This is a genomic window from Saccharospirillum sp. (assembly GCF_039982735.1).
Classification (GTDB): domain Bacteria; phylum Pseudomonadota; class Gammaproteobacteria; order Pseudomonadales; family Natronospirillaceae; genus Saccharospirillum.
On the sequence record NZ_JBDWXV010000025.1, the window covers coordinates 81,914 to 107,079 of the forward strand.

The 25,166-nt window shown below is 59.3% G+C and carries 23 protein-coding genes; 11 read left to right on the forward strand and 12 right to left on the reverse strand.

All coding sequences use genetic code 11. The features are described 5' to 3' along the window. Positions 1 to 42: 42 nt before the first annotated feature. On the reverse strand, positions 43 to 957 hold the full coding sequence (locus tag ABJT94_RS20655) for a LysR family transcriptional regulator (RefSeq protein WP_348476645.1): 915 nt from the start codon (positions 955 to 957) through the stop codon (positions 43 to 45). 104 nt (positions 958 to 1,061) lie between these two features. Here ABJT94_RS20655 and ABJT94_RS20660 point away from each other — a divergent pair, with 104 nt between their 5' ends. From ABJT94_RS20660 to ABJT94_RS20685, 6 genes are all read left to right on the forward strand, one after another. Further along, the gene (locus ABJT94_RS20660; RefSeq protein WP_348476647.1) at positions 1,062 to 2,303 is read left to right on the forward strand and encodes an acyl-CoA dehydrogenase family protein; all 1,242 of its coding nucleotides are present in this window, start codon (positions 1,062 to 1,064) and stop codon (positions 2,301 to 2,303) included. Continuing rightward, positions 2,303 to 3,136, forward strand: coding sequence for an SDR family NAD(P)-dependent oxidoreductase (locus ABJT94_RS20665; protein ID WP_348476648.1), 834 nt, complete (start codon positions 2,303 to 2,305; stop codon positions 3,134 to 3,136). Before ABJT94_RS20660 ends, ABJT94_RS20665 begins: the two co-directional genes overlap by 1 nt. Continuing rightward, a complete protein-coding gene (locus ABJT94_RS20670; protein ID WP_348476649.1) occupies positions 3,133 to 4,176 on the forward strand; it encodes a phosphotransferase family protein in 1,044 nt (347 codons plus the stop codon). Before ABJT94_RS20665 ends, ABJT94_RS20670 begins: the two co-directional genes overlap by 4 nt. Beyond that, the gene (locus tag ABJT94_RS20675) at positions 4,176 to 4,850 is read left to right on the forward strand and encodes a histidine phosphatase family protein (RefSeq protein ID WP_348476650.1); all 675 of its coding nucleotides are present in this window, start codon (positions 4,176 to 4,178) and stop codon (positions 4,848 to 4,850) included. Before ABJT94_RS20670 ends, ABJT94_RS20675 begins: the two co-directional genes overlap by 1 nt. 42 nt (positions 4,851 to 4,892) lie before the next feature. Then, entirely contained in the window at positions 4,893 to 5,654 is a 762-nt protein-coding gene (locus ABJT94_RS20680) for an SDR family oxidoreductase (RefSeq protein ID WP_348476651.1), read from the forward strand. Between the two features lie 107 nt (positions 5,655 to 5,761). Continuing rightward, positions 5,762 to 6,292 (forward strand): isochorismatase family protein, encoded by a 531-nt coding sequence (locus ABJT94_RS20685; RefSeq protein WP_348476652.1) that lies wholly within the window; start codon positions 5,762 to 5,764, stop codon positions 6,290 to 6,292. Between the two features lie 117 nt (positions 6,293 to 6,409). Here ABJT94_RS20685 and ABJT94_RS20690 read toward each other — a convergent pair whose 3' ends face one another. The 3 genes from ABJT94_RS20690 to ABJT94_RS20700 form a co-directional block, all read right to left on the reverse strand. Then, positions 6,410 to 7,564, reverse strand: coding sequence for an alpha-hydroxy acid oxidase (locus tag ABJT94_RS20690; RefSeq protein WP_348476654.1), 1,155 nt, complete (start codon positions 7,562 to 7,564; stop codon positions 6,410 to 6,412). A gap of 235 nt (positions 7,565 to 7,799) precedes the next feature. Further along, complete coding sequence (locus tag ABJT94_RS20695; protein WP_348476656.1) at positions 7,800 to 8,771, reverse strand: EamA family transporter; 972 nt, start codon at positions 8,769 to 8,771, stop codon at positions 7,800 to 7,802. An 84-nt stretch (positions 8,772 to 8,855) separates the two neighbouring features. After that, positions 8,856 to 9,263, reverse strand: coding sequence for a DUF1761 domain-containing protein (locus ABJT94_RS20700; protein ID WP_348476657.1), 408 nt, complete (start codon positions 9,261 to 9,263; stop codon positions 8,856 to 8,858). 291 nt (positions 9,264 to 9,554) lie between these two features. On the opposite strand from ABJT94_RS20700, the gene ABJT94_RS20705 reads away from it, so the two are divergent. Together ABJT94_RS20705 and ABJT94_RS20710 are read left to right on the forward strand one after the other, a co-directional pair. Further along, positions 9,555 to 9,824 carry a MoaD/ThiS family protein gene (locus ABJT94_RS20705; protein WP_348476659.1) on the forward strand — a complete coding sequence of 90 codons (270 nt, stop codon included), beginning with the start codon at positions 9,555 to 9,557 and terminating at the stop codon, positions 9,822 to 9,824. 38 nt (positions 9,825 to 9,862) lie between these two features. Beyond that, on the forward strand, positions 9,863 to 10,945 hold the full coding sequence (locus ABJT94_RS20710) for an exo-alpha-sialidase (protein WP_348476660.1): 1,083 nt from the start codon (positions 9,863 to 9,865) through the stop codon (positions 10,943 to 10,945). 287 nt (positions 10,946 to 11,232) lie between these two features. On the opposite strand, the gene ABJT94_RS20715 is transcribed toward ABJT94_RS20710, so the two are convergent. Continuing rightward, positions 11,233 to 11,853: a cation transporter gene (locus ABJT94_RS20715; protein WP_348476661.1), complete on the reverse strand. Its 621-nt coding sequence runs from the start codon at positions 11,851 to 11,853 to the stop codon at positions 11,233 to 11,235. 90 nt (positions 11,854 to 11,943) lie between these two features. On the opposite strand from ABJT94_RS20715, the gene ABJT94_RS20720 reads away from it, so the two are divergent. Beyond that, on the forward strand, positions 11,944 to 12,402 hold the full coding sequence (locus ABJT94_RS20720) for a helix-turn-helix domain-containing protein (protein WP_348476662.1): 459 nt from the start codon (positions 11,944 to 11,946) through the stop codon (positions 12,400 to 12,402). A 9-nt stretch (positions 12,403 to 12,411) separates the two neighbouring features. On the opposite strand, the gene ABJT94_RS20725 is transcribed toward ABJT94_RS20720, so the two are convergent. Next, positions 12,412 to 12,810 (reverse strand): MerR family DNA-binding transcriptional regulator, encoded by a 399-nt coding sequence (locus ABJT94_RS20725; RefSeq protein WP_348476663.1) that lies wholly within the window; start codon positions 12,808 to 12,810, stop codon positions 12,412 to 12,414. Positions 12,811 to 13,184: 374 nt separating this feature from the next. Between ABJT94_RS20725 and ABJT94_RS20730 the strand changes: the two genes are divergently transcribed. Together ABJT94_RS20730 and ABJT94_RS20735 are read left to right on the forward strand one after the other, a co-directional pair. Then, positions 13,185 to 14,060 carry a 3-hydroxybutyryl-CoA dehydrogenase gene (locus ABJT94_RS20730; protein WP_348476664.1) on the forward strand — a complete coding sequence of 292 codons (876 nt, stop codon included), beginning with the start codon at positions 13,185 to 13,187 and terminating at the stop codon, positions 14,058 to 14,060. 137 nt (positions 14,061 to 14,197) lie between these two features. After that, a complete protein-coding gene (locus ABJT94_RS20735; protein WP_348476665.1) occupies positions 14,198 to 17,545 on the forward strand; it encodes a methylmalonyl-CoA mutase family protein in 3,348 nt (1,115 codons plus the stop codon). A gap of 231 nt (positions 17,546 to 17,776) precedes the next feature. Here the strand turns inward: ABJT94_RS20735 and ABJT94_RS20740 are convergent, their stop codons facing one another. From ABJT94_RS20740 to ABJT94_RS20765, 6 genes are all read right to left on the reverse strand, one after another. Then, positions 17,777 to 19,384, reverse strand: a complete 1,608-nt coding sequence (locus ABJT94_RS20740; RefSeq protein WP_348476666.1) for a diguanylate cyclase — start codon at positions 19,382 to 19,384, stop codon at positions 17,777 to 17,779. 62 nt (positions 19,385 to 19,446) lie between these two features. Further along, positions 19,447 to 21,171 (reverse strand): BatD family protein, encoded by a 1,725-nt coding sequence (locus ABJT94_RS20745; RefSeq protein ID WP_348476667.1) that lies wholly within the window; start codon positions 21,169 to 21,171, stop codon positions 19,447 to 19,449. Then, positions 21,165 to 22,844: a VWA domain-containing protein gene (locus ABJT94_RS20750; RefSeq protein ID WP_348476668.1), complete on the reverse strand. Its 1,680-nt coding sequence runs from the start codon at positions 22,842 to 22,844 to the stop codon at positions 21,165 to 21,167. Before ABJT94_RS20750 ends, ABJT94_RS20745 begins: the two co-directional genes overlap by 7 nt. Next, positions 22,841 to 23,812, reverse strand: a complete 972-nt coding sequence (locus ABJT94_RS20755; RefSeq protein ID WP_348476669.1) for a VWA domain-containing protein — start codon at positions 23,810 to 23,812, stop codon at positions 22,841 to 22,843. The genes ABJT94_RS20750 and ABJT94_RS20755 overlap by 4 nt, the downstream gene beginning before the upstream one ends. Beyond that, positions 23,809 to 24,264 (reverse strand): DUF4381 family protein, encoded by a 456-nt coding sequence (locus ABJT94_RS20760; protein WP_348476671.1) that lies wholly within the window; start codon positions 24,262 to 24,264, stop codon positions 23,809 to 23,811. Before ABJT94_RS20760 ends, ABJT94_RS20755 begins: the two co-directional genes overlap by 4 nt. Next, positions 24,246 to 25,160, reverse strand: a complete 915-nt coding sequence (locus tag ABJT94_RS20765; protein WP_348476673.1) for a DUF58 domain-containing protein — start codon at positions 25,158 to 25,160, stop codon at positions 24,246 to 24,248. The genes ABJT94_RS20760 and ABJT94_RS20765 overlap by 19 nt, the downstream gene beginning before the upstream one ends. Positions 25,161 to 25,166 lie beyond the last annotated feature (6 nt).

Here is a 25,166-nt window from a genome sequence, read left to right on the forward strand (position 1 = left end):
AATGGCGATTGGGCTTCGGGCTTCGTGATCGAAATGGCCGAATCATGCGTTCGTCAAACCCGACAAGCTGTGCACAACCTCAGCGCGCAACCAACGATTCGCCGGGTCAGAGTCACGCGAACGGTGCCAGTAAAGATACACCGACAGCTGCAGTCCCGGCAGTGGAAAAGGCGTAATGGAAAAGGGCTGAATTTGCAGCGCTTGTTGCAGAAACAGGCGAGGTACCGTGAGCAGACAGTCGGTAGTGGCCACCACCTGACAGGCCGTCCACAGGCTTTGGCACCGAACGGCTGGCACGCGCCGGTGGCCGTGCCGGTGCAGCCAGTCGTCCTCCAGGCCAGGGCCATCGGTGCGCCGTGAGACCAGTACGTGCCTACTGGCAAGGTACCTATCAACAGAGATATCGGATAGCAGCGCCTGATGACCGGGCCGCCCCATCACCACATAGTCGGACGCCAATAAGGCTTGCTGCACAATTTGATCGCTCACGTGCACCGAGGCATCAATCGCTAAATCCAGATTAGCATTCACCAGCTCTTCAACCAGAGCAGACCGCGAAATCGCCTGCCCGGCCATGCGAACCGAGGGCGCCTGTTCGGCCACGCGAGCCATCAGCGCAGGCAGCATCACGTTTTCGAAAGCGTTGTTCAAACCAATCACAAATGACTGCTCACTGGTTTGCGGCTCAAACCGGTCCAACCCGGTCAGGGCTTTGTGCAACTGGCGCCAGGGACCCGCAGTCTCGGCCAGTAAGCGCTGAGTTTGCGCGGTAGGCACCAGCGTTCGACCCCGACGTTCGAACACCGGGTCATCAAAATGTTGACGAAGTCGCTTCAGGGCATGGCTGACGGCCGGCTGCGACACGTGCAATCGCTCGGCAGCCTTAGTGGTGGAGCGGCATTCGTCGAGCACGCGCATGACGACCAGCAAGTTCAGATCCAGCTTATCGAGGTTCATGGCCAGTATTCATTTTTCTAATGGCAGTTGATTCATAGAATTCATTCTTTTTATACGTTGACCTTGGCTAGACTGCAAGCACGCCTCTGCTGACGGGAACCACCATGGTCTACGATCTGTCCAAACGCGCCGAAGACACCCTTGCCAGGGTGCAGGCCAGTGTCGGGAACGACATCATTCCGCTCGAACGCCCTTTTGCCGAAGCGATGAAAAACCCGGACCGGGGTTGGGAGCTGATGCCCGAAATCGAGGCGTTAAAAGCGCGCAATCGCGAGGCCGGTTTGTGGAACCTCTTCCTGCCCCCAAACACTCAACAGTTACCAGATGAACCGAGCGTGCCGACTGAGGGCTTCAGCAACTATGAGTACGCCTTTATGGCAGAAGCCATGGGCCGAAGCTTACTGGCGCCGGAGATGTTCAACTGTAATGCACCGGACACCGGCAACATGGAAGTATTGCTGCATTACGGCAGCGACGCGCAGCAACGGCAATGGCTGGCACCGCTACTAAAAGGCGAGATTCGCTCGGCGTTCTGTATGACCGAGCCGGAGGTGGCTTCGTCTGACGCCACCAACATGGAAGCCACGGCTGTGGTGGAAGGCGATGAGATCGTGCTTAATGGCACCAAATGGTGGAGCACCGGTGCCGGTCACCCGAACTGCGAGGTGCTGATTTTCATGGGCCGCAGCAGCAAGACGGCGCCGCGACACCAGCAGCATTCGATGGTCCTGGTACCTCGCCACGCCCCCGGTGTCACGGTCGAGCGGCTGTTGAGCGTCTTCGGTAATGAGCACAAACCCTACGGTCATGGCGTCGTGCGGTTCGATAACGTCCGCTTGCCAGCGTCGGCTCTGATTGCCGGAGCGGGCCGTGGCTTTGAAATTGCCCAGGGCCGGCTCGGGCCCGGACGGATTCATCATGCCATGCGCGCCATTGGCGCGGCGGAACGCCTGCTGCAACTGATGATAGAACGCGGTCTGTCACGTACCGCCTTTGGCAAGCCGCTGGTCGACCTTGGCGGTAACCGGGAGCGAATTGCCAACCACCGTATCGCCATTAACCAGGCGCGCCTGCTGTGCCTGCATACGGCCAAGCTGATTGACCGTGAGGGTGTGCGCAGTGCCTTGTCGGAAGTTGCACAAATAAAGGTGGTTGCCGCTAACCTGATGCAACAGGTTGCCGACGATGCCATTCAGATGCACGGTGGTGCCGGAGTAGACGATTCCCTGCCACTGGCCGAGTTCTGGGCGGGCGGTCGCGTGCTGCGCCTGGCCGACGGGCCGGATGAAGTGCACCGCGCCACCATCGCCAAACTCGAACTGAAACGCTACGGAGACAAGCACTGATGCCCACTTCCAACACGCCCGATACCGTGGTCATTACCGGGGGCGCCAACGGCCTGGGGTTTGCGCTGGCAAAAGCACACGTCGCCCGGGGTGACCGGGTTATTCTGGTCGACCGGGACGCCGAACAGGGCAAGGCCAGTGCCGACGCCCTGGCTGGCAACGTTCACTTTTTTGCCTGTGACCTGACTCAGGTAGCAGAGTGTGAAACCCTGGCGAGCCACATTAGGTCGGTCACCGCTTCGGTTTCCCGTCTTTACAACAACGCCGGTATTGCCGGCAGCATCGGTACTTTGAAACACCAGACCGATGCCAACTGGGAGGCCGTATTCGGCATCAATGTCTTCGCACCGGCCCGGCTCACCCGGTTGCTGCTGCCACTACTGGAAGCGGCACCGCGTGCGCGTGTTGTGAATGTTGCCTCAATGGCCGGTCTGTTATCGGCTAGCCATATGTCGGCATACAGTGCGAGCAAAGCGGCGCTGGTGTCGTTATCGGAAACCTTGCATAAAGAGTTGCAACCCGTCGATATCGGCGTAACAGTCGCCTGCCCGGCTTTCTTTAAAACCCGGCTGACCGACAGCATTCCCCCGCAGGAAAGCAAAGCCAGGGCAGCCGTTGAAAAACTCATGGCAAACGGCAAGCTCAGTGCCGACCAGGTGGCGCAAACCATCGTCGATGCGGCGGATCGTGGTCAGTTTATGGTCTTGCCTCATGCCCGTGAACGCTGGCTCTGGTATCTGAAACGGTTCTCCTACCGTGTCTTGCATGCGGTGATGATGAGACAGCAACCGGCACCGGCCAAAGCCCGCCCCGATACAGGAGCCTCGCAATGAGCCAGACCGACCCCACCATTACCATGCGCCAGGGCGAGTCGCTGGATGTTGCGGCACTGGACCGGGAGCTGAAAACGCATCTGCCTGACCTCACTGGCACGCCCGAGGTAACCCAGTTTCCCGGTGGCGCCTCGAACCTCACCTATCGACTGGCGTATCCGGACCAGGTGTTGATTCTGCGTCGGCCACCGCACGGCCCTTTGCCAAAAGGCGCGCACAATATGGTGCGCGAAGCCGAGCTGATGCAGGCACTGCACCCGCACTATCCGAAAGCCCCGTCAGTGCGTCTGATTGTGACCGACTCGCCGGTGCTCAATTGCGATTATTATTTGATGCAAGCCATACCCGGTTTGATACTGCGGCGAACACCCCCCACCGATCTCGCGCACGAGCAGTGCCGCCACCTCTGCCAGGTTTTCATTAACGGCCTCGCCGAGTTGCACAGCATTGATGTAACAACGACCGGGTTGTCAGCGCTCGGCAAAGGCGAGGGGTACATTGAACGCCAGGTAAGCAGCTGGACCGAGCGACTGGCCCGCGCCCAAACCCCCGATGTGCCCGCCTTCGACGATGTCGGTTTATGGCTTGCACAGCATCAGCCCGAAGAACAACCCGCCTGCCTGATTCACAACGACTACCGGTTCGACAACCTGGTACTCGACCCGAGTGACTTCCGGGTGCGCGGCGTACTCGACTGGGAGCTGGCAACCCTCGGCGACCCGCTGATGGATCTCGGCACCGCCCTGGCCTATTGGGTGGAAGCCGGTGACCACCCCGCCATGCTGGCCATTCGCCCCCAGCCCACTCATTTGCCCGGCATGATGACGCGCGATGAACTGGTGGCGGCCTATGTTAAAGCACGCGGGCTGGCGCCAGTCGATTTCCGGTTTTACACCGTCTTCGGCCTATTTCGTCTTGCCGGAATCCTGCAACAGATATACGCGCGGTTTTTTCAGGGCCAGACCCAGGACAAACGCTTTGCCGGCTTCGGCACCGTGGTCGCCCACCTGCACCAGCGTTGCCAGGAACGGATCGGATAATGGCCACCGTTTATCTGGTAAGACACGGCCAGGCCGCGCGCGATGTACTCGACTACGATTCGCTCAGCGCCCTGGGCCGATTGCAGATTCAGCACCTGGCGAACTACTACCGGCCCTACTGGCAACCGGCCCTGCGCCACAGCGGCACCCTGGTACGTCAGCGTCAGAGCGAGTCGGTGTTTGGCGAACAAATCGGCGACCAACAGGCCGCAACTGCCGATGCCCGCTGGAACGAATTCGACTTTCTCGACATCGTTCGCCAACACCGCCCCGACTGGCAGGACCCGGCCCAAATGCAACAAGACCTTGGCCGCGAAGATCACCCCGGACGGGCCTTTTTATCGGTATTTCGCGGCGCCCTCGAACGCTGGGTCGATGCCGGCACCGACGCGCCCTACACCGAAAGCTGGACCGACTTTACTACTCGAACCGCCGCAGTGCTGTCGACATTGGATGACGATAACACGCATTGGGTATTTACCTCGGGTGGGGTGATATCTGCTCTGGTTTGCCAGGCACTGAAACTGGATGCCGCAGCCGCCATGCGCATTAACCTGGGTTTGCACAATGCCTCTGTTACCGCACTAGTATCGCAGCGAGGCCAATGGCGCTTGCAAGGCATGAACCAAACCCAGCACTTTGTCGACCAACCCGACTGGCTGACGTTTCATTAATGGCCATCAAACCGACATAAGCACACATAAAACGGAGTGACCATGACCAACCCTTTTGATTTAACCGGAAAAATTGCCCTGATCACCGGTGCCAGCAAAGGCATCGGAGCCGCCATTGCCCATGCACTGGCCGACCAGGGCGCCTATGTCATCGTCACTAGCCGCAAGGCCGAAGCCTGTGCCGAAGTGGTCGACGAAATAGTCGCAAAAGGTGGTAAAGGGGAAGCCGCGGCGTGTCACATCGGCGACTTGCATGCCATGGAAATGACGGTTCAAACCCTGCTGGAACACCATGGGAAAATCGACATTCTGGTAAACAACGCCGCTGCCAACCCTTACTTCGGGCCCATCGACCAGACACCGCTCGATGCCTTTAATAAAACACTGGAAGTCAACATTCGCGGTTATTTTTACATGACCAACCTGGTCGGCCAGTCGATGAAGAAAACCGGTGGTAGCATCATTAACATCGCCTCAGTAAATGGTGTGATACCCGGTGATTTTCAGGGCGTGTACTCGATCACCAAATCAGCCGTCATCGCCATGACCAAAGCCCACGCTAAAGAGTGGGCCCGCCACAATATTCGCGTAAACTGCCTGCTGCCCGGCCTGACCAAAACCAAGTTCGCCAGTGCCATTACCGACAACCCGGAGATGATGAAGCAGGTGATGCCACACATCCCGATGCGCCGCGCCGCCGAGCCGGACGAAATGACTGGCCAGGTAGTGTATTGGGCCAGCAATGCCAGCAGCTACACCACCGGCTGTGTCGTCAACGTGGATGGGGGGTATTTGCTGGTGTGAGTACAGAAAAACCCGGTCAGGGTTTTCCTGGTTTTTTTTGACAGGCGATATTGCCCTATGAAGAAAACCGACTTTACTATGGAGACGAACGCCCGAGGGACACCCCAATGCTCATGTCAGCCGCCAAATCCACCCTGGTCCTGGTCGATTTTCAGGGTCGGCTCATGCCAGCGATCAGCGATGGTGAAGCGGTCGTCGGACGGGCCCTTACCCTGGCTACCATCGCCGGGTTACTGGATGTGCCCGTCATCGGGACCGAGCAAACGCCCGACAAGCTCGGCCCCAATGACAATCGAATCTATCAGCACTGCCAGCAAACGCTGCACAAGAATACCTTCGACGCTTGCGAGGGTGGCCTGCTGAATGCGTTAGAAGATCACCGGACTCACGTCATCATCGGTGGCTGCGAGGCTCATATCTGCGTGTTGCAAACGGCCATGGGGTTGCTGGATGCGGGCTATCGGGTTTGGGTCGTGGCCGATGCAGTCGGCTCTCGACTGCCTGCCAACAAGGAACTGGCCTTGCAACGGTTACGCCAGCAGGGGGCTGACATTGTGTCGACCGAAATGGTCGCCTTCGAATGGCTCGGTGAGTCAGAACACCCTCAATTCCGGAACGCTCTGGCGCACTTAAAGTAACGCCAACCGGTATAGACTGCACGACGGATCGTAATTTACCGTCGAGCAGTTACAGCCGATTTTAAAAGTCGTACTAACCCTGAAGGCCGCACGACTTTTGTACCTGGGTATCTTTGGTTAACGCGAAAAGACATCCGGATTATAGAGGTTATGGCGCCCGACTTCCCGAATGTCGCGCTCGCCACAGAGCGCAAGGCTGACATCCAGTTCATTCCTCAATATCCGCAATACGTCAGTCACGCCGGCTTCACCGGCCGCACCGAGACCGTACAAGAACGGCCGTCCAATGTAGGTGGATTTCGCACCCAGACACAACGCTTTCAGCATTGCCTGCCCGGTGTGAATGCCGCCATCGATATGCACTTCGATGTCATCACCGACCGCATCCAGAATCGCTGGCAACACTTCAATGGTGGAGGGAACACCATCAAGCTGGCGCCCACCATGATTCGACACGACAATAGCGTCGGCGCCGGTTTTTACCGCCAGTTTGGCGTCTTCAGGGTCCATAATGCCTTTCAGAATAATAGGCCCGCCCCAGCGCTCTTTAATCCAGGCGATGTCATCCCACGACAGTTTCGGGTCCAGCTGCTTGGCCGACCATTCCGACAGTGAGGTCATGTTCTCAATGCCTTTAACATGGCCAATTACATTGCCGAACCCCCGCCGTTTCGTGCCCAGCATACGCATCGCCCAGCCTGGCCTTGCCATAATCTGCAACAAGCTGTTCAGACTAAACGACGGAGGCGCGCTGAGGCCATTGCGTACATCTTTATGGCGCTGACCCAGAATCTGAAGATCCAGCGTCACGACCAGGGCGCTACATCCGGCAGCTTTGGCACGGTCGATCAACCGCCCAATAAAATCCCGGTCGCGCATGACATAGAGCTGAAACCAAAAGGGCCTGGCGGTATGTGCCGCCACATCCTCAATCGAACAAATGCTCATGGTCGACAACGTAAACGGCACACCGGCTTTCTCCGCCGCCCGGGCAGCATGAATCTCGCCATCAGCCCATTGCAAGCCGGTTAACCCCGTCGGCGCCAGCGCCAAGGGCATCGAAACCGTCTGCCCAACCATGGTGGTTTCAAGATTACGGTCACTCATATCAACGGCAACGCGCTGACGATATTTCAGCTTGTCAAAATCTGATGAGTTGGCTCTGTAGGTAGATTCCGTCCATGAGCCGGAATCCGCATAGTCATAAAACATGCGTGGCACACGTCGACGGGCCAGACTTCGGTAATCAAAAACATCACAGGGTTTTGTCATTTAACTCACTTCCTTAACTCGTTTTCTGCCCACCTCAAGGTGCACTGGTTAGTTTGCGTTCCTACCAAGTCGTCCGTGTCAGGCACCGGGCATGTCTGTTCGGGGTCGGCGTAAATCCATCCATGGAGCCTAGACCGCAGCGTCCCTGCTGCGGACTACCCCGAACAGTCATGCCCGGTACCCGACACTCAGCCAGTGGTTACATGCCAAACTTCAGTTATATTCGATGCAACTATTAATCTGGAGATTGATCATTCGCTTCAATAGTAATCTCCGGATGCGGGCTCTCAGTAGGCGTGGCGCGTTGCGCCAGATAAGCCCCGGCAATCACCACCAGTGCCCCTGCCAATTGTATGGGAGACAATGCCTCGCCTAACAATAGCCAGGCCAAAACAATCGCAGTTACCACTTCCAGATAGGCGACGCCGCCCGCAACCGGAGCAGACAACCGGCGAATGGCCGCCACACCGGTTACATAAGCCAATGCCGTGGCGATCAGCCCCAACCAAACCACAGACACCATGGCCGAGGTTTGCACACCGGCTATGGTGATGTCGCCCGCCAGTATCGACCAGGGCAATGCCCAGGGCTGGGCAATCAGTGACAGGGACAAGAAGGCTACAACGCCACCAATGGAAATGAGTGCGAGGGGTTCGACATCGTCCTGTGCCGCATCAGACAGTAAGAAGAAGGAAGCCTGGCCTACTGCAGCACCCGCTGCGAGCAATAAACCGAGTGGATCCAGTACCAACCCGTCCCAGACTTCCAACAGACCCGCCAGGCCCAGTACGGCCAGCGCAACGCCCAGAATCGCCGAACCGGCTACAGGCTGGCGGCGCACCAGACTGACCCAAAGCAGAACCAGAACGGGGCCGAGGAACTCAATCAGCAACGCAATGGCAACGGGAATACGGGATACAGCGCCAAAATAAAGCGCCTGAACACCGGCGATGGGGAACACGCCATAGGCGAGCAGCAAACGCCACTGGGTCCGTAACAAACGCCGGTGATGCCAGGCGACCGGCAACAGTATCAGCACCATGCCCAGCAGTCGCAACCAGGTCACATGCAGCGGTGACATGCCTGCCACCATCAGCGGTTTGGCAAAGGCGCCAGCCCCACCGAAGGCAAGTGCAGACAGCAGGGCAAAGCCCAGCCCGGTTAATTTCTGGTGGGCTGCGTCCGGCGCAGTTATGGCAGAGGACATGGTTCGGATTCGGGTTACAAAATGAACCCGGAGTCTACTCCGGCAGACGCCTGAATGCATCTGCACGGAGCGTTGCAACAGCCGTTATCGCCAGGCGCCCAGTATCAGCCCCATCAGCGTGAAGACAACCGTCCAGTAGCCACCATGAATCAGAATATAGCGCCAGCTGCGCTGTTCAAACAGCCCGGTTACACCAAAGGCAAACAGCAACCAGCCAAAGCCGGTAAAAAAGCCATAAAGGGCACCGGTGCCAGCGTTAATCTCGGGCGTATTCAGAAACATGGCCAGGCAATAAGCCATGATCAGCAAAAAGATAAACGACAGCCCAAAGATTTTGGGCATGTTGGCCGATTTTATTTTTTCTTCGTCCAGTCCGGCTTCACGCATCCAGACATTGGCAAACAACAGGGGGGAATACCAGAGGGCGCCAACGGCGAAGCCGATGAGTGACGCCAACAGAATTGCCCAGATGTTCAAGGTTGCTACGTCCATTCCGCTGTCTCCTTTAGGGAGCCTCTGAATAACTCCCTCAGGGTTAGTGATTCAGAGGCTTCTAAGTTTTGTTGTTGCAAGCCAACCTCCGGGAAGCCCCTGGCTTGGTCATTGAGTATAGAACGAGCGCGTCAGGACGGAAGAAATAATGCGGCCATTTCAGGGCCGCTTTAAGAGGCAGTTCGCGCTGAATAACCCGCTCTCCCTCTGCGATATTCGCGCGAATGAACCACAGGACAATGCCTAAAAGCTAGGCTATGCTGGCCAAATTGTCGCAACCGGGCAAAAACCATGATCACCGTTACCTTCACGCCCAATCTGCAACGTCATGTGGCGAGTCCACCCCGCGGACTTCAGGCAAACACCGTTGCCGATGCGCTGCACCAAATTTTTGCCAAAAACCCAACGCTCGCAGGCTACATTCTGGATGACCAGCACCGGCTGCGGAAAAACATCGCTGTCTTTATTGACGGCACCCTGATTCAGGATCGCAACACCCTGTCCGACTCACTGCAGCCGTCGTCTGATGTGCAGGTGTTGCAAGCGCTCTCCGGTGGCTGATACACCGGGACACAACAACAAAAGCGGGGGAGACTCCCATGAACGAAACCGTGCACATCGGCACCCGAAAAGGGTTATTTCAATTCACGCGCACTGCCCCTGGCCAGTGGCAACGCAGCGAGACGGCCTTTCTCGGCGACCCGGTCACCATGGTGCTGACCGACCCGCGCACGGGCGACCGCTATGCCGGGCTGAACCACGGTCATTTCGGCGTAAAACTGCATGCGGCCCGGGCAGGCACCAATGAATGGAAGGAAATTGGCACACCGGCCTTCCCGAAGGTGGAAGACGGCGACGGACCTACGGTCGAACTGATCTGGGAACTGGTAACAGGCGGGGATGATGAACCCGGCACCCTATGGGCAGGCACCATTCCGGGCGGTCTGTTCAAATCGACCGACAACGGTGAAAGCTGGCGACTGATCGACGCGCTCTGGCAAAAACCGGAGCGCGATAAATGGTTTGGTGGCGGTTACGACAAACCCGGTATTCACTCCATTTGCGTACACCCTCACGACAGCAACACCATTCGGCTGGCCATTTCCTGCGGCGGCGTTTGGGAGAGCACCAACGGTGGAAAAACCTGGCAGCAAACCGGCCAGGGCTTGCGAGCGGCTTTCATGCCACCCGAGCTGGCCTACGACCCGGTCTCACAAGACCCCCACCGCATGGTGCAATGCCCGGCGTCGCCCGACCACCTGTGGATACAGCATCACAATGGCATTTTCCGCTCAGAAGACGGTGGCCATAACTGGACCGAATTCACCGACGTCTCACCCTCTGTATTCGGCTTTGCTGTCGCGGTTCACCCAACCCAACCCGATACCGCCTGGTTCGTACCCGCGATCAAAGATGAGCATCGCATCCCGGTAGACGCCCAGCTGGTGGTCACCCGCACCAGAGACGGCGGCAAAACCGTCGAAACCCTCACCCGGGGCCTACCCGAAGAACCCGCCTACGACCTGATCTACCGCCATAGCCTGGACATAGACGCCAGCGGCGACCTGCTCGCCTTCGGGTCCACCACCGGCAACCTCTGGGTCAGTGAAGACCAGGGCGACCACTGGCAATGCCTGTCAAAGCACTTGCCGCCCATCAATGTGGTGCGGTTTGATCCGTAAATTGGGATGATGCCTTGGCTTCCTTCACTGGAGTTGAGGTTTGCTTGATTGCCTGTATGTCGTGCCAGATGCCGGGTATACCTATCCGGGGTCGGTGTAGATCCATCAATGGCGGTCCGACGTCTCGGGCCTAGACCGCATGATATGAATCCCATCCGTGGGATTCACCCTTCGGGCTCGCTTCGCTCATGCTAAAACGCTCCAGGCGTTTTAGTCCATGCTGCGGACTACCCCGGATAGGTATACCCGGCACCCGTCACTTGGTTTTTTGCCAATTCCAAGCTTAGTTATTGAGTTACCTCAAGACGCAACTCACCCATAGCCTGACGAATAATACTGACGCTCGATTTCAAAAAGAGCCCGGCCATCAGCGCTGCCACCACCAGATCCGGCCAGGGGCTGGCCGTGAACGCCACCAATACAGCGGCACCGATTACCGCCACGTTGCCAATCGCATCATTGCGGCTGCACAACCAGACGGAACGGACGTTGGCATCGCCATCCCGGTAACGCAGCAGGATCAGAACGCTGGCCAGGTTTGCCACCAGGGCCATCACACCGATAGCACCCATAATGCCAGCGCTGGGAACGCCCAGAATCCACACTTGCCAGATCGTTGAACCCAGCACCCAAACCCCCATCAGCGCCAGACTAATACCCTTTAACAAGGCCGCACTGGCACGGGTTCGCAGTGACCGGCCAATCACCCACAGGCTTAGGCCATAGGTCAGTGCATCGCCGAGAAAATCCAGCGCATCGGCCTTCAGCGCCTGCGAACCCGCCCAGGCACCGCCGAGTAGTTCGACCACAAACATAGCCGCGTTAATGACGATAACGGCCACCAAGGCTTGCCGGTAGCCCCGGGTAGTGCCATCAAAGTTATTGGTTCCACAACACTGCTGACCCATGGTGATTCCTCGCAATTGTTCAACACAGAGCCCAGTCTATTAGCTACAATGATTGTAGGTTCAAGCACTTTTTTTAAGGAGTGTCCAAGCATGCAGCATTACAGCATCGGCCAGCTGGCCAAACGCCTGAACTGCGCTGTTCAGACGCTGCGGTATTACGAGAGTATAGGCCTGGTCGCACCGCCGCACCGCACCGAGGGCAACCAACGGCGCTACAGCGATGCCCACCTGAACCAGCTGCGCTTCATTCGCCATGCACGGGAACTCGGCTTCTCACTCGAGGCCATCAAATCCCTGCTGCGCCTGTCGCGCCACGCCGACGAGCCCTGCCATGAGGCCAACGCCATTGCCGAAGAGCAACTGACAGCTGTACGCTCGAGGATCGCCCGGCTGCAGGCACTGGAGGAGGAATTATCCCGAATGGTAGGGGTCTGTGAAGGCAATACAGTGGAGCATTGCCGGGTCATTGAAGTGCTGGAAAACCATGCTTTGTGCTTGCATGACCACGACGATGTGAACCTCGAAAAGTCTCTGGCAAACGACTCATAAACTGAGTACCTAGCCCTGCTTTCTGGCCAGTGCCGCCCGACAATCCCGTTCCGCCTGCTCCAGCTCCTGTAAGGTTTTCTCGAGATCCTCCTTCTGTTGCAGCAGCGTCTCCCGATGTTCGGTCAGGGTTTTCAGATACTGTTCCAACTGCGGAATTTCATCTTCGGGGGTTTCATAGGCGGTGACCAGCTGCTGAATTTCATCCAGGCTGAAGCCCAGGCGTTTGCCTCGCAATATAAGCACCAGACGAGCGCGGTCGCGCTTGTGATAGATGCGGCGCTGGCCATCACGTTCGGGGGTAAGCAGGCCTCTGTCTTCGTAAAAACGAATGGTGCGAGTGGTCACGTCAAACTCACCGGCCAGGTCGCGGATGCTGAAAGTTTGCAATTCGGGTGTCGCTTTATTCATGAGATCAGGGACTTCAGGTAATAAATCACAGGTCACCACTACAATACGGATACCACAAAAAGTGGGGTCTGATCATCTAGTTTGGGTTGGCAACCAACTAAGTGCGGGTACCGGGTGTGCTTATCCGGGGAAGTCTGAGGCATGGATGCCGAAGCCTAGGCCCCATGGACGGGTTGAGTGGGCGGCATTCCGCCCGACCCCGGAGAAGCATACCCGGTATCCAGCACGAGCTCATGCCACAACGCCTAGCTCAGACTGTTTGCCAGAGTTTACGCACGCCTCATCACGCATGGTTCGCTACAAGTTGACGTTAACGTAAACGAAAACTAGCCTCGGGATCAATAAAAATTACAGCTCATCCACAGGATCCCTCTATGACGACGACTGCGTTCAGTACCGACTCACTTCAAACTATCGGTGTTCTGGGGGCCGGTACCATGGGCCATGGCATCGCCCAGGTGTTTGCCCAGAGTGGCTATACCGTTCATCTCGTCGATAACCAGCAGGCCCAACTTGAAACCGCTTTAAAAGCCGTCGACCGCAGCCTGGGCAAGTTCGTAGAGAAGGGGAAACTGACGGCCGACCAGCATTCAGCCAGCCTGGGCCGATTGCACACCCATACCGACCTTGAGGCGTTTGCCGGTTGCGACCTGGTGGTCGAGGCCATTACCGAGAACGAAACGGTGAAAATCGACCTGTTTCGCAAGCTCGATGCCCTCTGCCCAGCCGAAACGCTGTTTGCCTCCAACACCAGCGCTATTTCCCTCACGCGCATGGCCGCAGCAACCTCCCGGCCCGATCGTTTTATGGGCATGCATTTCATGAACCCGGTGCCGCTGATGCAACTGGTGGAACTGATCAGGGCGCTGCAAACCTCAGATGAAACCTTCAATGCCATTAAATCGCTCAGCGAACAACTGGGTAAAACACCCATCGAAGTGCGAGACGCGCCGGGCTTTGTGTCGAACCGCATTTTAATGCCGATGATCAACGAAGCCATTTTCACATTATACGAAGGCGTCGCCGAGGCCGAGGCCATCGATTCGGTGATGACACTGGGCATGAACCACCCGATGGGCCCGCTGAAACTCGCCGACATGATCGGGCTCGATACCTGTCTGTTCATCATGAACGTCTTGCACGACGGTTTTAAAGACCCGAAATACCGGCCCTGCCCGCTGCTGGTTCAGATGGTGGATGCCGGCTATACCGGGCGCAAGAGTCGGCGTGGTTTTTACAGCTACGACTAAATTTCTCGGACTAACTCAAGTTTCGGAGTTCGCTCAAAAGACTAGCATCGGGTGCCGGGTAGGCCAGTGCCCTCGAAGCAAACCGAACTCCGAAACTTGAGTGATAACCTCAAAGTCACTCGCTGGGAAAACGCCATATGAGCCAAGCTGAAAACACTGCACCGCTGCGCATCATCACCGCCGCCAGTCTGTTCGACGGCCACGACGCCGCCATCAACGTGATGCGCCGTTTGATTCAGGATCGCGGTTGCGAAGTGATTCACCTGGGCCACAACCGCAGTGTTGATGACCTGATCAAAGCCGCCCTGCAGGAAGACGCCGATGGCATTGCGATCAGCTCTTATCAGGGCGGGCATATTGAGTATTTTCGGTATCTGGTCGATCGGCTAAGAGACAGCGGTGCCGGTTATATGGCCATTATTGGCGGTGGTGGTGGGACCATTACGCCCGAAGAAATCGCTGAACTCGAAGATTACGGCGTTACCCGTATTTACCACCCGAACGACGGCATGAAGCTTGGTTTGCCGGGCATGATCGACGATGCCGTGGCACGCATTCGGGCCGCGCGCGATGCCAGGCCTGCCTCGCTGCCCAGCGATGCCCACCCGGATCTGATTCAGGCCTGGGCCCTGTCGGACATTGAAGCGCGTCGCAAAGCACCAGACACCAAAAACAAAGGCGCACCAACCCTCGGTTTAACCGGCACCGGCGGCGCAGGCAAATCGAGCCTGACCGATGAACTGGTACTGCGTTTCGCCACCGAATTTCCCGACAAACGTTTTGCCGTACTGGCGATCGACCCGACCCGGCGTCGTACCGGCGGTGCCCTGCTGGGTGACCGCATACGCATCAACAGCCTGCGCCTGCCCAACGTGTATTTTCGCAGCATGGCAACACGGCGCCAGCATTTGTCGACCAGCGAAGTATTGCAGGATGCCATTGCCGAACTGAGTCATCAGGGGTTTGATCTGGTGTTTGTGGAAACCGCCGGTATCGGCCAGTCCGACAGCGCCATTGTCGACCTGGTCGATTTACCGGGCTATGTTATGACCCCCGATTACGGCGCCGCCAGTCAGCTCGAAAAAATCGACATGCTCGACCTGGCCGACTGGATCGTGATCAATAAGTTCGATGGCAAGGGCGCCGCCGATGCCTTGCGCGATGTGCGCAAGCAATGGCGCCGCAACCGCATTGATTTCGAAGCCAAAGACGCTGACTTACCGGTCTTCGCCACCATCGCCAGCCACTTTTCCGACCCGGGCGTAAACCGGGTGTTCAATCATTTGTGCCAGCGACTCAACGAGACAACCGAGTCTGACTGGCTATCTGAACTGACCGAGGGTGACCCGGAAGCGCATGTATTAATCCCCGGGGCACAGCAACGCTACCTGGCAGAAATAGCCGAGCAGGGACGTTCACTGCGCGAACAGCTGCAGAACCAGGCCGACTGCGCCCGCGCCGTGCAGCACTTGTATGAAAGCCTGCGCTTGCTCGGCATGGACGATCTCGCGCCATTGACAGAGGTCACACCCGAAGGCCTCGGCACTGTACAAAAAGCACTCGCCGAACGGCACAACGCCGCACTGGAACAACTGCTGCCGGAAAGCCGGCGCACCTTGCTCGACTGGGATGCCCTGATGGACTCGGTGCAACGCGACACCTTCGAATACCAGGTGCGCGGCAAGGCCATCACCGGCGACAACTACCGCGACACCCTAAGCGGCAATCGCATCCCCAAAGTCAGCGCCAACACCAGCCAGGACTGGGGCGAACGCGTCTGGTTCAGTGGCCAGGAAAACCTGCCTGGCCACTTCCCCTACACCGCCGGCGTTTACCCCTACCGGCGCAGCGGCGAAGACCCGACACGAATGTTCGCCGGCGAAGGCCCACCGGAACGCACCAATCGTCGCTTCCACTATTTGTCGCTAGGCCAACCCGCCGCACGACTGTCGACCGCTTTCGACTCCGTCACCCTCTACGGTGAAGACCCGGCTGAACGGCCGGATATTTACGGCAAGGTCGGCAACAGCGGCGTGTCCATCGCCACGCTGGATGACATGAAAAAACTCTATTCAGGGTTTGATTTGTGTGCCCCGACAACCTCGGTATCGATGACCATCAATGGCCCGGCGCCGATCATTCTCGCGATGTTTCTGAACACGGCCATCGACCAGCAAGTTGAAAAACAGTTACGCGACAACGGCGAATGGGAACAGGCAAAAGAACGTATCAAAAACATTCTGGGTGATGCACCGGTCAGCTATCAGGGTGAACTGCCGGAGGGCCACTCCGGTTTGGGTCTCGGCTTGCTCGGCGTCACCGGCGACCAACTGGTCGATGCCGAAACCTACCAGCGTATTGCCGCCAAAACCCTTACCCAAGTGCGCGGCACCGTGCAGGCAGATATTTTAAAAGAAGACCAGGCACAAAATACCTGCATCTTTTCAACGGAGTTCGCCCTGCATTTAATGGGCGATGTTCAGGCCTGGTTTATCGAACGGGACGTGCGCAATTTCTACAGTGTCAGTGTCAGCGGGTATCACATTGCCGAAGCTGGGGCGAACCCGATCACCCAGCTCGCCTTCACCCTGGCCAACGGCTTTACCCTGGTCGAATATTACCGCGCACGCGGCATGGACATTAACGCCTTCGCGCCCAACCTGAGCTTCTTTTTCAGCAACGGCATGGACCCGGAATACGCCGTCATCGGCCGGGTCGCACGACGCATCTGGGCACGGGCCATGAAGCACCGCTACGGCGCCGACGCCCGCTCGCAAATGCTGAAATACCACATTCAAACCTCGGGCCGTTCACTGCACGCCCAGGAAATTCAGTTCAATGACATTCGCACCACCCTGCAGGCTCTGTATGCCTTGTTCGACAACTGCAACAGCCTGCACACCAACGCTTTTGACGAAGCTATCACCACCCCAACGGAAGACAGCGTGCGCCGCGCGGTGGCGATTCAGCTGATCATCAACAAAGAACTCGGCCTGAACCAGAATGAAAACCCGATGCAGGGTGCCTTTACCCTGGAGTACCTGACCGACCTGGTCGAGGCGGCCGTCTACGAGGAATTCGAGCGGCTGAGTGAACGCGGCGGCGTACTCGGCGCCATGGATACGATGTATCAGCGCAGCAAGATTCAAGATGAATCGATGCTGTATGAACACAAAAAGCACAGCGGTGAACTGCCGATCATTGGCGTGAACACCTTCTTGTCGAAAAAAGACAAAGAGACAGAAGCGCCCATCGAGCTGATGCGTTCAACCGATACTGAAAAACAACAACAGATCGAACAGGTCGCCCGCTTCCAGCACCAGCACAAAGCCCAGGTAGCCGACGCACTCACCACCCTGGCCGATGACGCCCGGGCTCGGCGCAATTTGTTTGCGACGCTGATGGACTCGGTAAAAGTCGCCAGCCTCGGGCAGATCAGCCATGCGCTTTATCAGGTGGGCGGGGAATATCGTAGAAATATGTAGTAATAGATCGAGCTGCCCGGCGGCTTACTACTCAAGTTTCGGCTTTTGCCACAGAGACTAGCAGCGGGTGCCGGGTATACCCCTGTGGGGTAGGCCGCAACATGGATGTTGCGGCCTAGGCTCCATGGATGGATTGAGTGGGCGGCATCCCGCCCGACCCCACAGGGGCATACCGGTAACCGATGCGGACTCCTGACGCCAAAGCAAACCCAAACGCCGAACCTCGCGACGCTACCCCCGATTCAACCCGCGCTCTGCCGAGTAAACCACTACCCGGTTGCGACCCTCCTCCTTGGCCTGATACAAGGCATCGTCGGCGAATTCCGTCAGTTCTTTCAGGCTATGGTTCTCTGACGGTTTCAGTGTGCACACCCCGGCACTGATGGTGACTACTTGGGCGACGCTGGAATAATCGTGCCGCAGTGCCAGCGCCTCTATTCTGCGCCGGCACGTCTCGGCAACGTCGGCCGGGTCTTCGGTGTCGGGCAAGATCAGTGCGAACTCCTCGCCACCGTACCGGGCCACAAGATCCAGTGGCCGGGTTGCAACCTGGCGCAGGGCTTTGGCCACCTGCTCCAGCGCTGCATCACCCTCGGGATGGCCGTATTCATCGTTATAGGGCTTAAAATTATCGATATCGAGCATCACCAGTGACAAGGCACTGTGTTGTCGCGTCGCCAGCGCCCATTGCTGTTCCAGATGCTGGTCGAAATGCCGGCGATTGGCGAGCCCGGTTAGACTGTCAGTCAGCGAAATGCGTTCCAGCTCGGACTTGGCTGCATTGAGGTCTTGCGTCTGGCGCTGGGTGACAAATACATAAATCACCAGTAACACCACCACCACCGTGCCCGAGCCAAACACCAGCCAGGGCACATAACTGCGTCGCTGGGAATACAGCGATGCTGCCGGCGTCACCTCGAAGTACCATTGCCGACCTGCCACATCGGGCAGATCGTGAACCACGGTTTGGGAAGTCAGCCAATGCTCGGACGGATCCGGCGGCGTGCTGTACAACACATCTTGCGCACCCCGGGTCCTATCAACCACCTGTAATTGCATCTGCTGACTGAGCCGGCTACCGACCGACTGATTCACCAGTTCACCCACCCGAAAGACACCATTGACAAACACCACCCGCGGCTCGTTACCGATGGCTTCACGCTCGTTCACCGGCGGCAAAAACTGCGGAGTAAACACCAGAAACCCGCGCTGATTTTCGGGTTCCTGCACCAGTGTAATACCCGCAGTCGCCACCATTTTGCCACTTTCCATCGACTGCAACAGTGCCGCCAGACGGCGGGACTCGCTGGCCAGATCAAAGCCGAGAGCCGCCTGGTTCGATTCGATTGGCTCAATCATCTGCACCGGCGCGTATTGGGGCCGCAATGACACCGGCACCACCTCGCCACTGGCATTGCGTTCGCTAACCCGGTAGCTCGGGTACCAGTCCCTCATACGGGATTCGAAGGCGGCAAGCGTCTCGGGGGTCACAATCTGCGCCCAGGCAAAAGCCTGAATGGCTGGCGATCGGGCCAGAACGTCATCGGTCAGCTGATCGAAGCGGTCTGGCGTCATGGTCTCGACCAACGATACCGAGGCATTGAGCGCGAACAGGATTTCCAGATTCAGCACCACCTCTCGCTCGAACGACAACGCCTGTTGCGCCACTTCCGCAGCAAAGGATTGATGAATAGCGTTGGTTTCAGCCTGATACAGAAAGCGGGCCAGCGCCGCAAACATAAAAATGCTCAGCGCCGCCAGAATCAGTGTCACGATTCGGATGATCGGTGATGCTTTGGCGGTGGATGCCACTTCTGTGAAGGGCCGTACTGGCTGCACAGGCAATCCTCTGCGTGAGTATAGTAATGACACTAGCCAAATTTAGGGCGAGCGCCATCAATTCAGGGGTAAAGTGTCATGACATCCGGTTCAGAAGCTTTACCGACCGGATGTTGCAACGACAGTACCGCGTCGTTCAGTGCCACCAGCGCTGCCTGGTCGGGTGCTGTCGTTTCTGCACTACCGGCGAACAAGAAAGCTTCCACCTGCATCAGCGTAGCCTGCTCTGGTTCCTGGAGCCGGGTGCGCAACTGTCCCGGCGTTCGTTCCGGCCGTGTTCTAAGCCAGCGCAGCAGTGCGGCATGGTAGGCACTCACGTCGCCATCTCGTGCCGCTCGGGTCATCTCATCCCGGGCCGGGGGTGGCGGGGTGGTTGCTTCGCGCCCGGTGCTGAGCGAGGTCTCTCGCAGCCGGCGTTTCAGATAACGATTGCTGGCCCAGAACACCAGGGCCGTGGCCAGCCAGCCAATGCCCAGGCTGGCACTGACCCAGGGCCAGATGCCACTCTGACGGTCGGCTACCGGTTCTGCATCCTGCGCTTCAGCAGCGTCGCCCGAACCGGACCCGGCCTGCCGAACGGGATCGGCCAGCCGGTCCATGGCTTCGTTGCTAATACCTTCTATACGAACGGTGCGTGCCGGCAGTTCAGCGTACTGCAGTTCATCGGTATGGGTATTCCACCAGGGCACGCGTACGGCGGGCAAGTCGTAGCGGCCAGGTCGTGCAAATACCAGCGCCGCCTGATCGGTTCGTTGCTGCTGACCTCCGGGCTGGCTGAACTCAGGGCTGTTGCGGTAGAGCCGGAAACCCTCTTCCGCCAACGTCGTCAGTGGGTCGGGCAACTGGGTAGCAGGCTGGCCTTCAATGCGAGTAAGGATCTGCCAATCAAGGTGCTCACCCACCTCGGCCTGCACACTGGCACCCAGGTTATCGCTCAGGGTGACCGATTCGGCTGGCAGCCAGACAGCGTCGGCCGGGTACGAGGCCGGTATGGGCTTAACCTCAACGTCAAAGCCCGGGTGAATGCGGTTCATACGCATTTGCTGGCCGTAGTTGCTGCTTTCGTACTGCCCGACAAAGCGAATTTCGGGAATGGAGAGCGTGCCGTCCTGCTCCGGTGTCAGCCGGTAAACCAATTGGTAGCGCCGGTAGGGTTGGCCGCCGTGGCGCGTCTGGGTATTGTCTTCGTTCAGTTTTTCGGCATCAAAGGCGCTCAGATCCAGCTGGTCGAAATTGCCCTGTAACCGCACCTGGTAGTCGAGATTGATGGTCAGGGTGGTGCTCTGGCCAATGTACAAGCGCTCATCATCGATCACGACCGACAGAATCACGGCTTCCTCGGGCAAGCCTTCCTGACGGTCGGCCGGGTCCATCACGGTCACCATAATCGGGCTCGACTGGTCGCCCCCCAATGTGAAATTGGGAATCGCCAAGGTGCCGATTTCGCGCGGCTGCACCTGCAGCCGCCATTCCCGCCAGCGCTCCTGGCCCTGGGCGGTCGAGTACCGGCTTTGTGTGGTTTGCGACTGGCCAACCACCTCGAACAGGGTGGTCAGCGCCGTCAGATCCAGCGGCTCATTGGCGGCGGGAAAGTCGGCGCGAATGGTCAGCGTCAGCAGTTCATCCTGATACAGCCGCGTGCGGTCCACATCGGCTGTCACCGCTGCAACGGCGGCTGCGCTGACCAGCCACAGAGCCACCAGCAAGCCGGTGGCACAGCAGCGACGGCCGGCTTTCAGGGCATAGGCTGGCAAAGACATCAGGCAGTCGCGTGCGGTGTTTACCATAACGAATCAGGCTCCTCGTCCGTTGGGGCTTGTTGAAACTGGTACTGGAATTTTCGCTGCAACACCTGGCCCTGAACGGCGGGCACCCGGTTGAGCAATTGTTCCACCGCCTGGTCACGGCGCCGGGTCTCCAGGTCGGCCTCCGGTTCCGCCTGTGCATCGGTGTCTTCCGGTTCACCCGGTTCTTCATCGCTTCCGGCGTCATCCTCTTCCGGCGGCTGAGGCTCGTCCTGGTTGCCCGGCTGTTCCTGTGACTGTTGAGCGGGGTCTTGCGACTCGCCCGATGGTGAGTCTGAATCGCCGTCTTGCTGGTCGTCGCTTTGCGAGTCCTGTTGTTGCTGATCCTGCTGCTCTTGTTGCTGCTGTTGCTCCAGCGCCTCGGCTACCCGGTCTCTGTTGTGCCGGGCGGCGGCCAAATCGGCTCTGGCCAGGGCGTCATCGTAGGCATCGATGGCTTCCTGCAAGCGTCCCTGATGCGCCAGAGCATTGCCCCGGTTGTAGTGGGCCGCGGCGTTATCCTGCTGTTGCCAGAGCTCGGCAGCCTGCTCGTAATCGCCCTGTTCGAACGCCAGCTGGGCGGCCAGGTCTGGGCGCCCGGTCAGCGCCAGGCTGCGATCTGCCTCGCCTTCCTGATACGCCTGAAAGGCGCGCTGCTCCCGGTTTTTAAGCAATGGGTCGGCCCAACCGGCAGCCTCTGCCGGCATGGGCTGCCACAGCAGGCCCAGCGGCAAGGCGTAGACCAGGCCACGCCGGTACCAGGGCAGTAACAGACCAAGCGCCGGCAATACCAGCCAGAAACCCCACTCACGCACCTGGCGCTCACTGGAGGCCTCGCCCCTTTCGATACTGAGATCAAGACTGGCCACCGGCTGTTCCATCGGCAGCAGCGTCGCATTCAACTGCCCGGCGACATCCCGAAACCCGGCCCGGTCCAGCGTGGGCATCACCATGCGGCTGCCGTCCTGCAGGTAACCGCTGCCATCCGGCAGGGGTATCGGGCCGCCCGACTCGGTGCCCATTGGCATCAGCCAGAGGCGTTCCACCGGGGGCCGGGCTGCCAGCAGAGCGTCGATGCGGCCCGGGCTGGCGTCGTCGGTGATCCAGAGCAGCTGGCTGCGCCCCTGAAACGATTCAAGTCGCTCACTCACCTGCTCAAACGCCAACTCGGGCCGGTTGCCGAACTGCGGCATGATGTACGGCGACATCTGCTCCAGCTGCAACGCCAGGGTTTCGATATCCCGGGTGAGCGGCACCAGCCAGTGCGCCGAGCCCGAATACACCACCACGGCGGTGCGTTCAAACACGCCTGAGGAGGCCCAGTCCTGCACCAGCCTCTCGGCGCGAACCGACCGGGAGGGAGGAGTGTCCTCCACCGTCATCGACAACGTGGCGTCGAGTACCACAATCAGGTTGCCCGCCGTCAGCGTCGTGCCTCCGGTTAGCGGCCGTGCTGGCCCCGCCGCGGCGACAATCAACAACATACCGGCCAGCATTAACGCACCCTGCGACAGTGACTGCCGGCGAGCACCCCTCTGGTAATTCAGGCGACGCAGCAGACGTTCATCCATCAGCCGGTGCCAGGCACCCTGTCGTTGCTGTCGCCGCCAGCGCCAGAAAGCCCAGGCAAGCCAGGGTAACAGTGCCAGCAGTATCAGCGGACGCGTCCAGATCATGACGGTGCCCTCCGTCGCCGGCGCGGCACCCGGGCATGCTGCCCGATCACGATCACCAGCACGGCCGCCAGAGCCGGCACCCAGAACCATTCGGCAGCCAGTCGCTGCGCCTGCCCGGCCCGGGGGCTGGGCTCGAGCGCGTCGATTCGGTCGTACACCCGGGCCAGCTCGTCGGTGTTTTCAGCGGCAAAGAGTTCCCCCCCGGTCTCCCGGGCAACGCGGCCCAGGGTCTCCACATCGACCCCGGCGCCGCGCATGATGCCGAAGAAGTCGCCACTGCGCTGTTGCCCGAAGGCAATGGTGTGCACCCGGATGCCGCTGTCGCGCGCGGCGCTGGCGGCGGCCATGGGCTCCAGTTCGCCGGCGTTATTCTCGCCATCGGAAAGCAACAGTATCACCGGGTCGGTGACCGGCTGATCGCGCAGCTGCTTAACCGCCAGGCCCAGGGCATCACCAATGGCGGTGCTGTCGCCCGCCATGCCGGGCAGAATGTCAAACAACAGGTCGCGCACGGCTTCGACATCCGGTGTCAGCGGTGCCTGGGTATCGGCAAATTCGCCAAACACCACCAGGCCAAGTGCATCGCCCTGGCGTTCCCGGGCAAAATCGCCGACTACCTGCTGTACTGCCTGAAACCGGCGCACCCGCTGGCCATCCCATTCCATATCCGGTTCTTCCATGCTGCGCGAGACATCTACGACCAACATGATGGCCCGGGCCGGTTGTTCGGGTTCAACCCAGGGGCCCAGCGTCTGGGGGCGCGCCAGGGCCAGCAACAACAGGGCCCAGGCCAGCCACAGCCAGCGGCTGTGCACGGCCGACGGCCCGCCACTCGAGGTTCCACCCGCCGACCAGCGCGCCAGCACCGGGTGATCGAGCCGGTCGCCCGCATCCACAGCCTTTACCCAGCGCGCGATCACCCAGGGCACCGGCATCAGCGCGAGCATCCACCACCAGGCCAGCGTCATCGGCACCACCGTTTGATCAGGGTGCGCGGTTCGCGCCAGTCGATCTGGACCCGGGCGTCGGGGCGATAATGGGCATTTACCCAGGCGGGCACCTCGGTGCGGTTCAGGGTACTGCGCACGAGTTGGGCAAAAGCGGGGGCTGATTCGGTCTTGTGAGCCGGTGTGTGTTGCGCGGCCGCGTTGCGCAGCAGTATGTGCAATTTCTGCAACTGGCGCTCAACATCCGGTTCCTGTTGCAGGGTTTTCAGTGCCAACAGGCAGCGACGACGCATTCGACCCCGACGCCACAGCCAAACCCCGGCAACCACCGTTGCCAGCAGTAGAATCGCGCTCAGCCAGTACACCGGCGCCGGAGGCCAGAACCCCGGGGCGGCAGGCGCGGTGTTCGCTTCAAGTTCGGCCAGCAGGGAGGCCAGCGCCGGGTCAGCGGCATTCAGCTGTGGATTGGCCAACGGTTCACCTCCCCCCAGTCGAAATCGTGAACAAAATGGCTGATCAGCCGGGCCTGGTGTGCCGGTGCCCAGCGTTGCCAGGCCCGTTGGCGGTGTTCAAAGGCCCGGTGGTGGGCGCTGCGCACCGAGGCCGAGCCGGTATCGAGCTGAACGCTTTTATCGCGCGCGCGGCCCTGCAATACGCCAACGTCGGGCAAGTCGGATTCGAGCCGGTCGATCGGCTGCAGAATCAGGGTGCGGTTTATGCGCGCCTGCGGCAGGCAGGCAGCCAGGGCATCAGGTTGCCAGTGTGACAGGTCGGAGATTAGCCACAGGGTCGGGTTCTGGCGCAGCAGCGACGCTATGTCGCTCGGCGCCGGTGGTACGGTACCCTCACGGTACTGTCCGGCCAGTTGAGCATGGGCGTCGACCAGTCGCTGGCAGAATTGAGCGACGTCACTGGCGCGGCGCAGCATCATCGGGCGGGCATCACCCACGCCGGTAATCACCGCCCGGGTCGGGTGGCGCAGCGCCAGCAGGCGCCAGGCAAGAAAAGCGGCCCAGTGGCAGGCAAGTACGGATTTCAGGGCACGCTGACTGCCAAAATACAGGCTGTCGGACAGGTCGACCCAGATCAGCTGCGCCGCCTGCCGGTCTTCTTCCATCACCTGCACATAGGGCGCCTGCTTGCGAGCGGTGACGTGCCAGTCGATGCGGCGTACGTCGTCACCCGGCTGATATCGGCGCATTTCAACAAATTCGCGCCCCTGACCCCGGTACGGAGAGCGCTGCTCGCCCGCACCCAGCCCGAGAGCCCTGCGCACCGGCACCCGGCCGAGATCCGCTGCGACAAAGCGCAGGGCCAGCAACTCTTCTCGTTCTACTTCGGTACCCTCAACCGCAAAGGGTGTCGCCATGCCCGC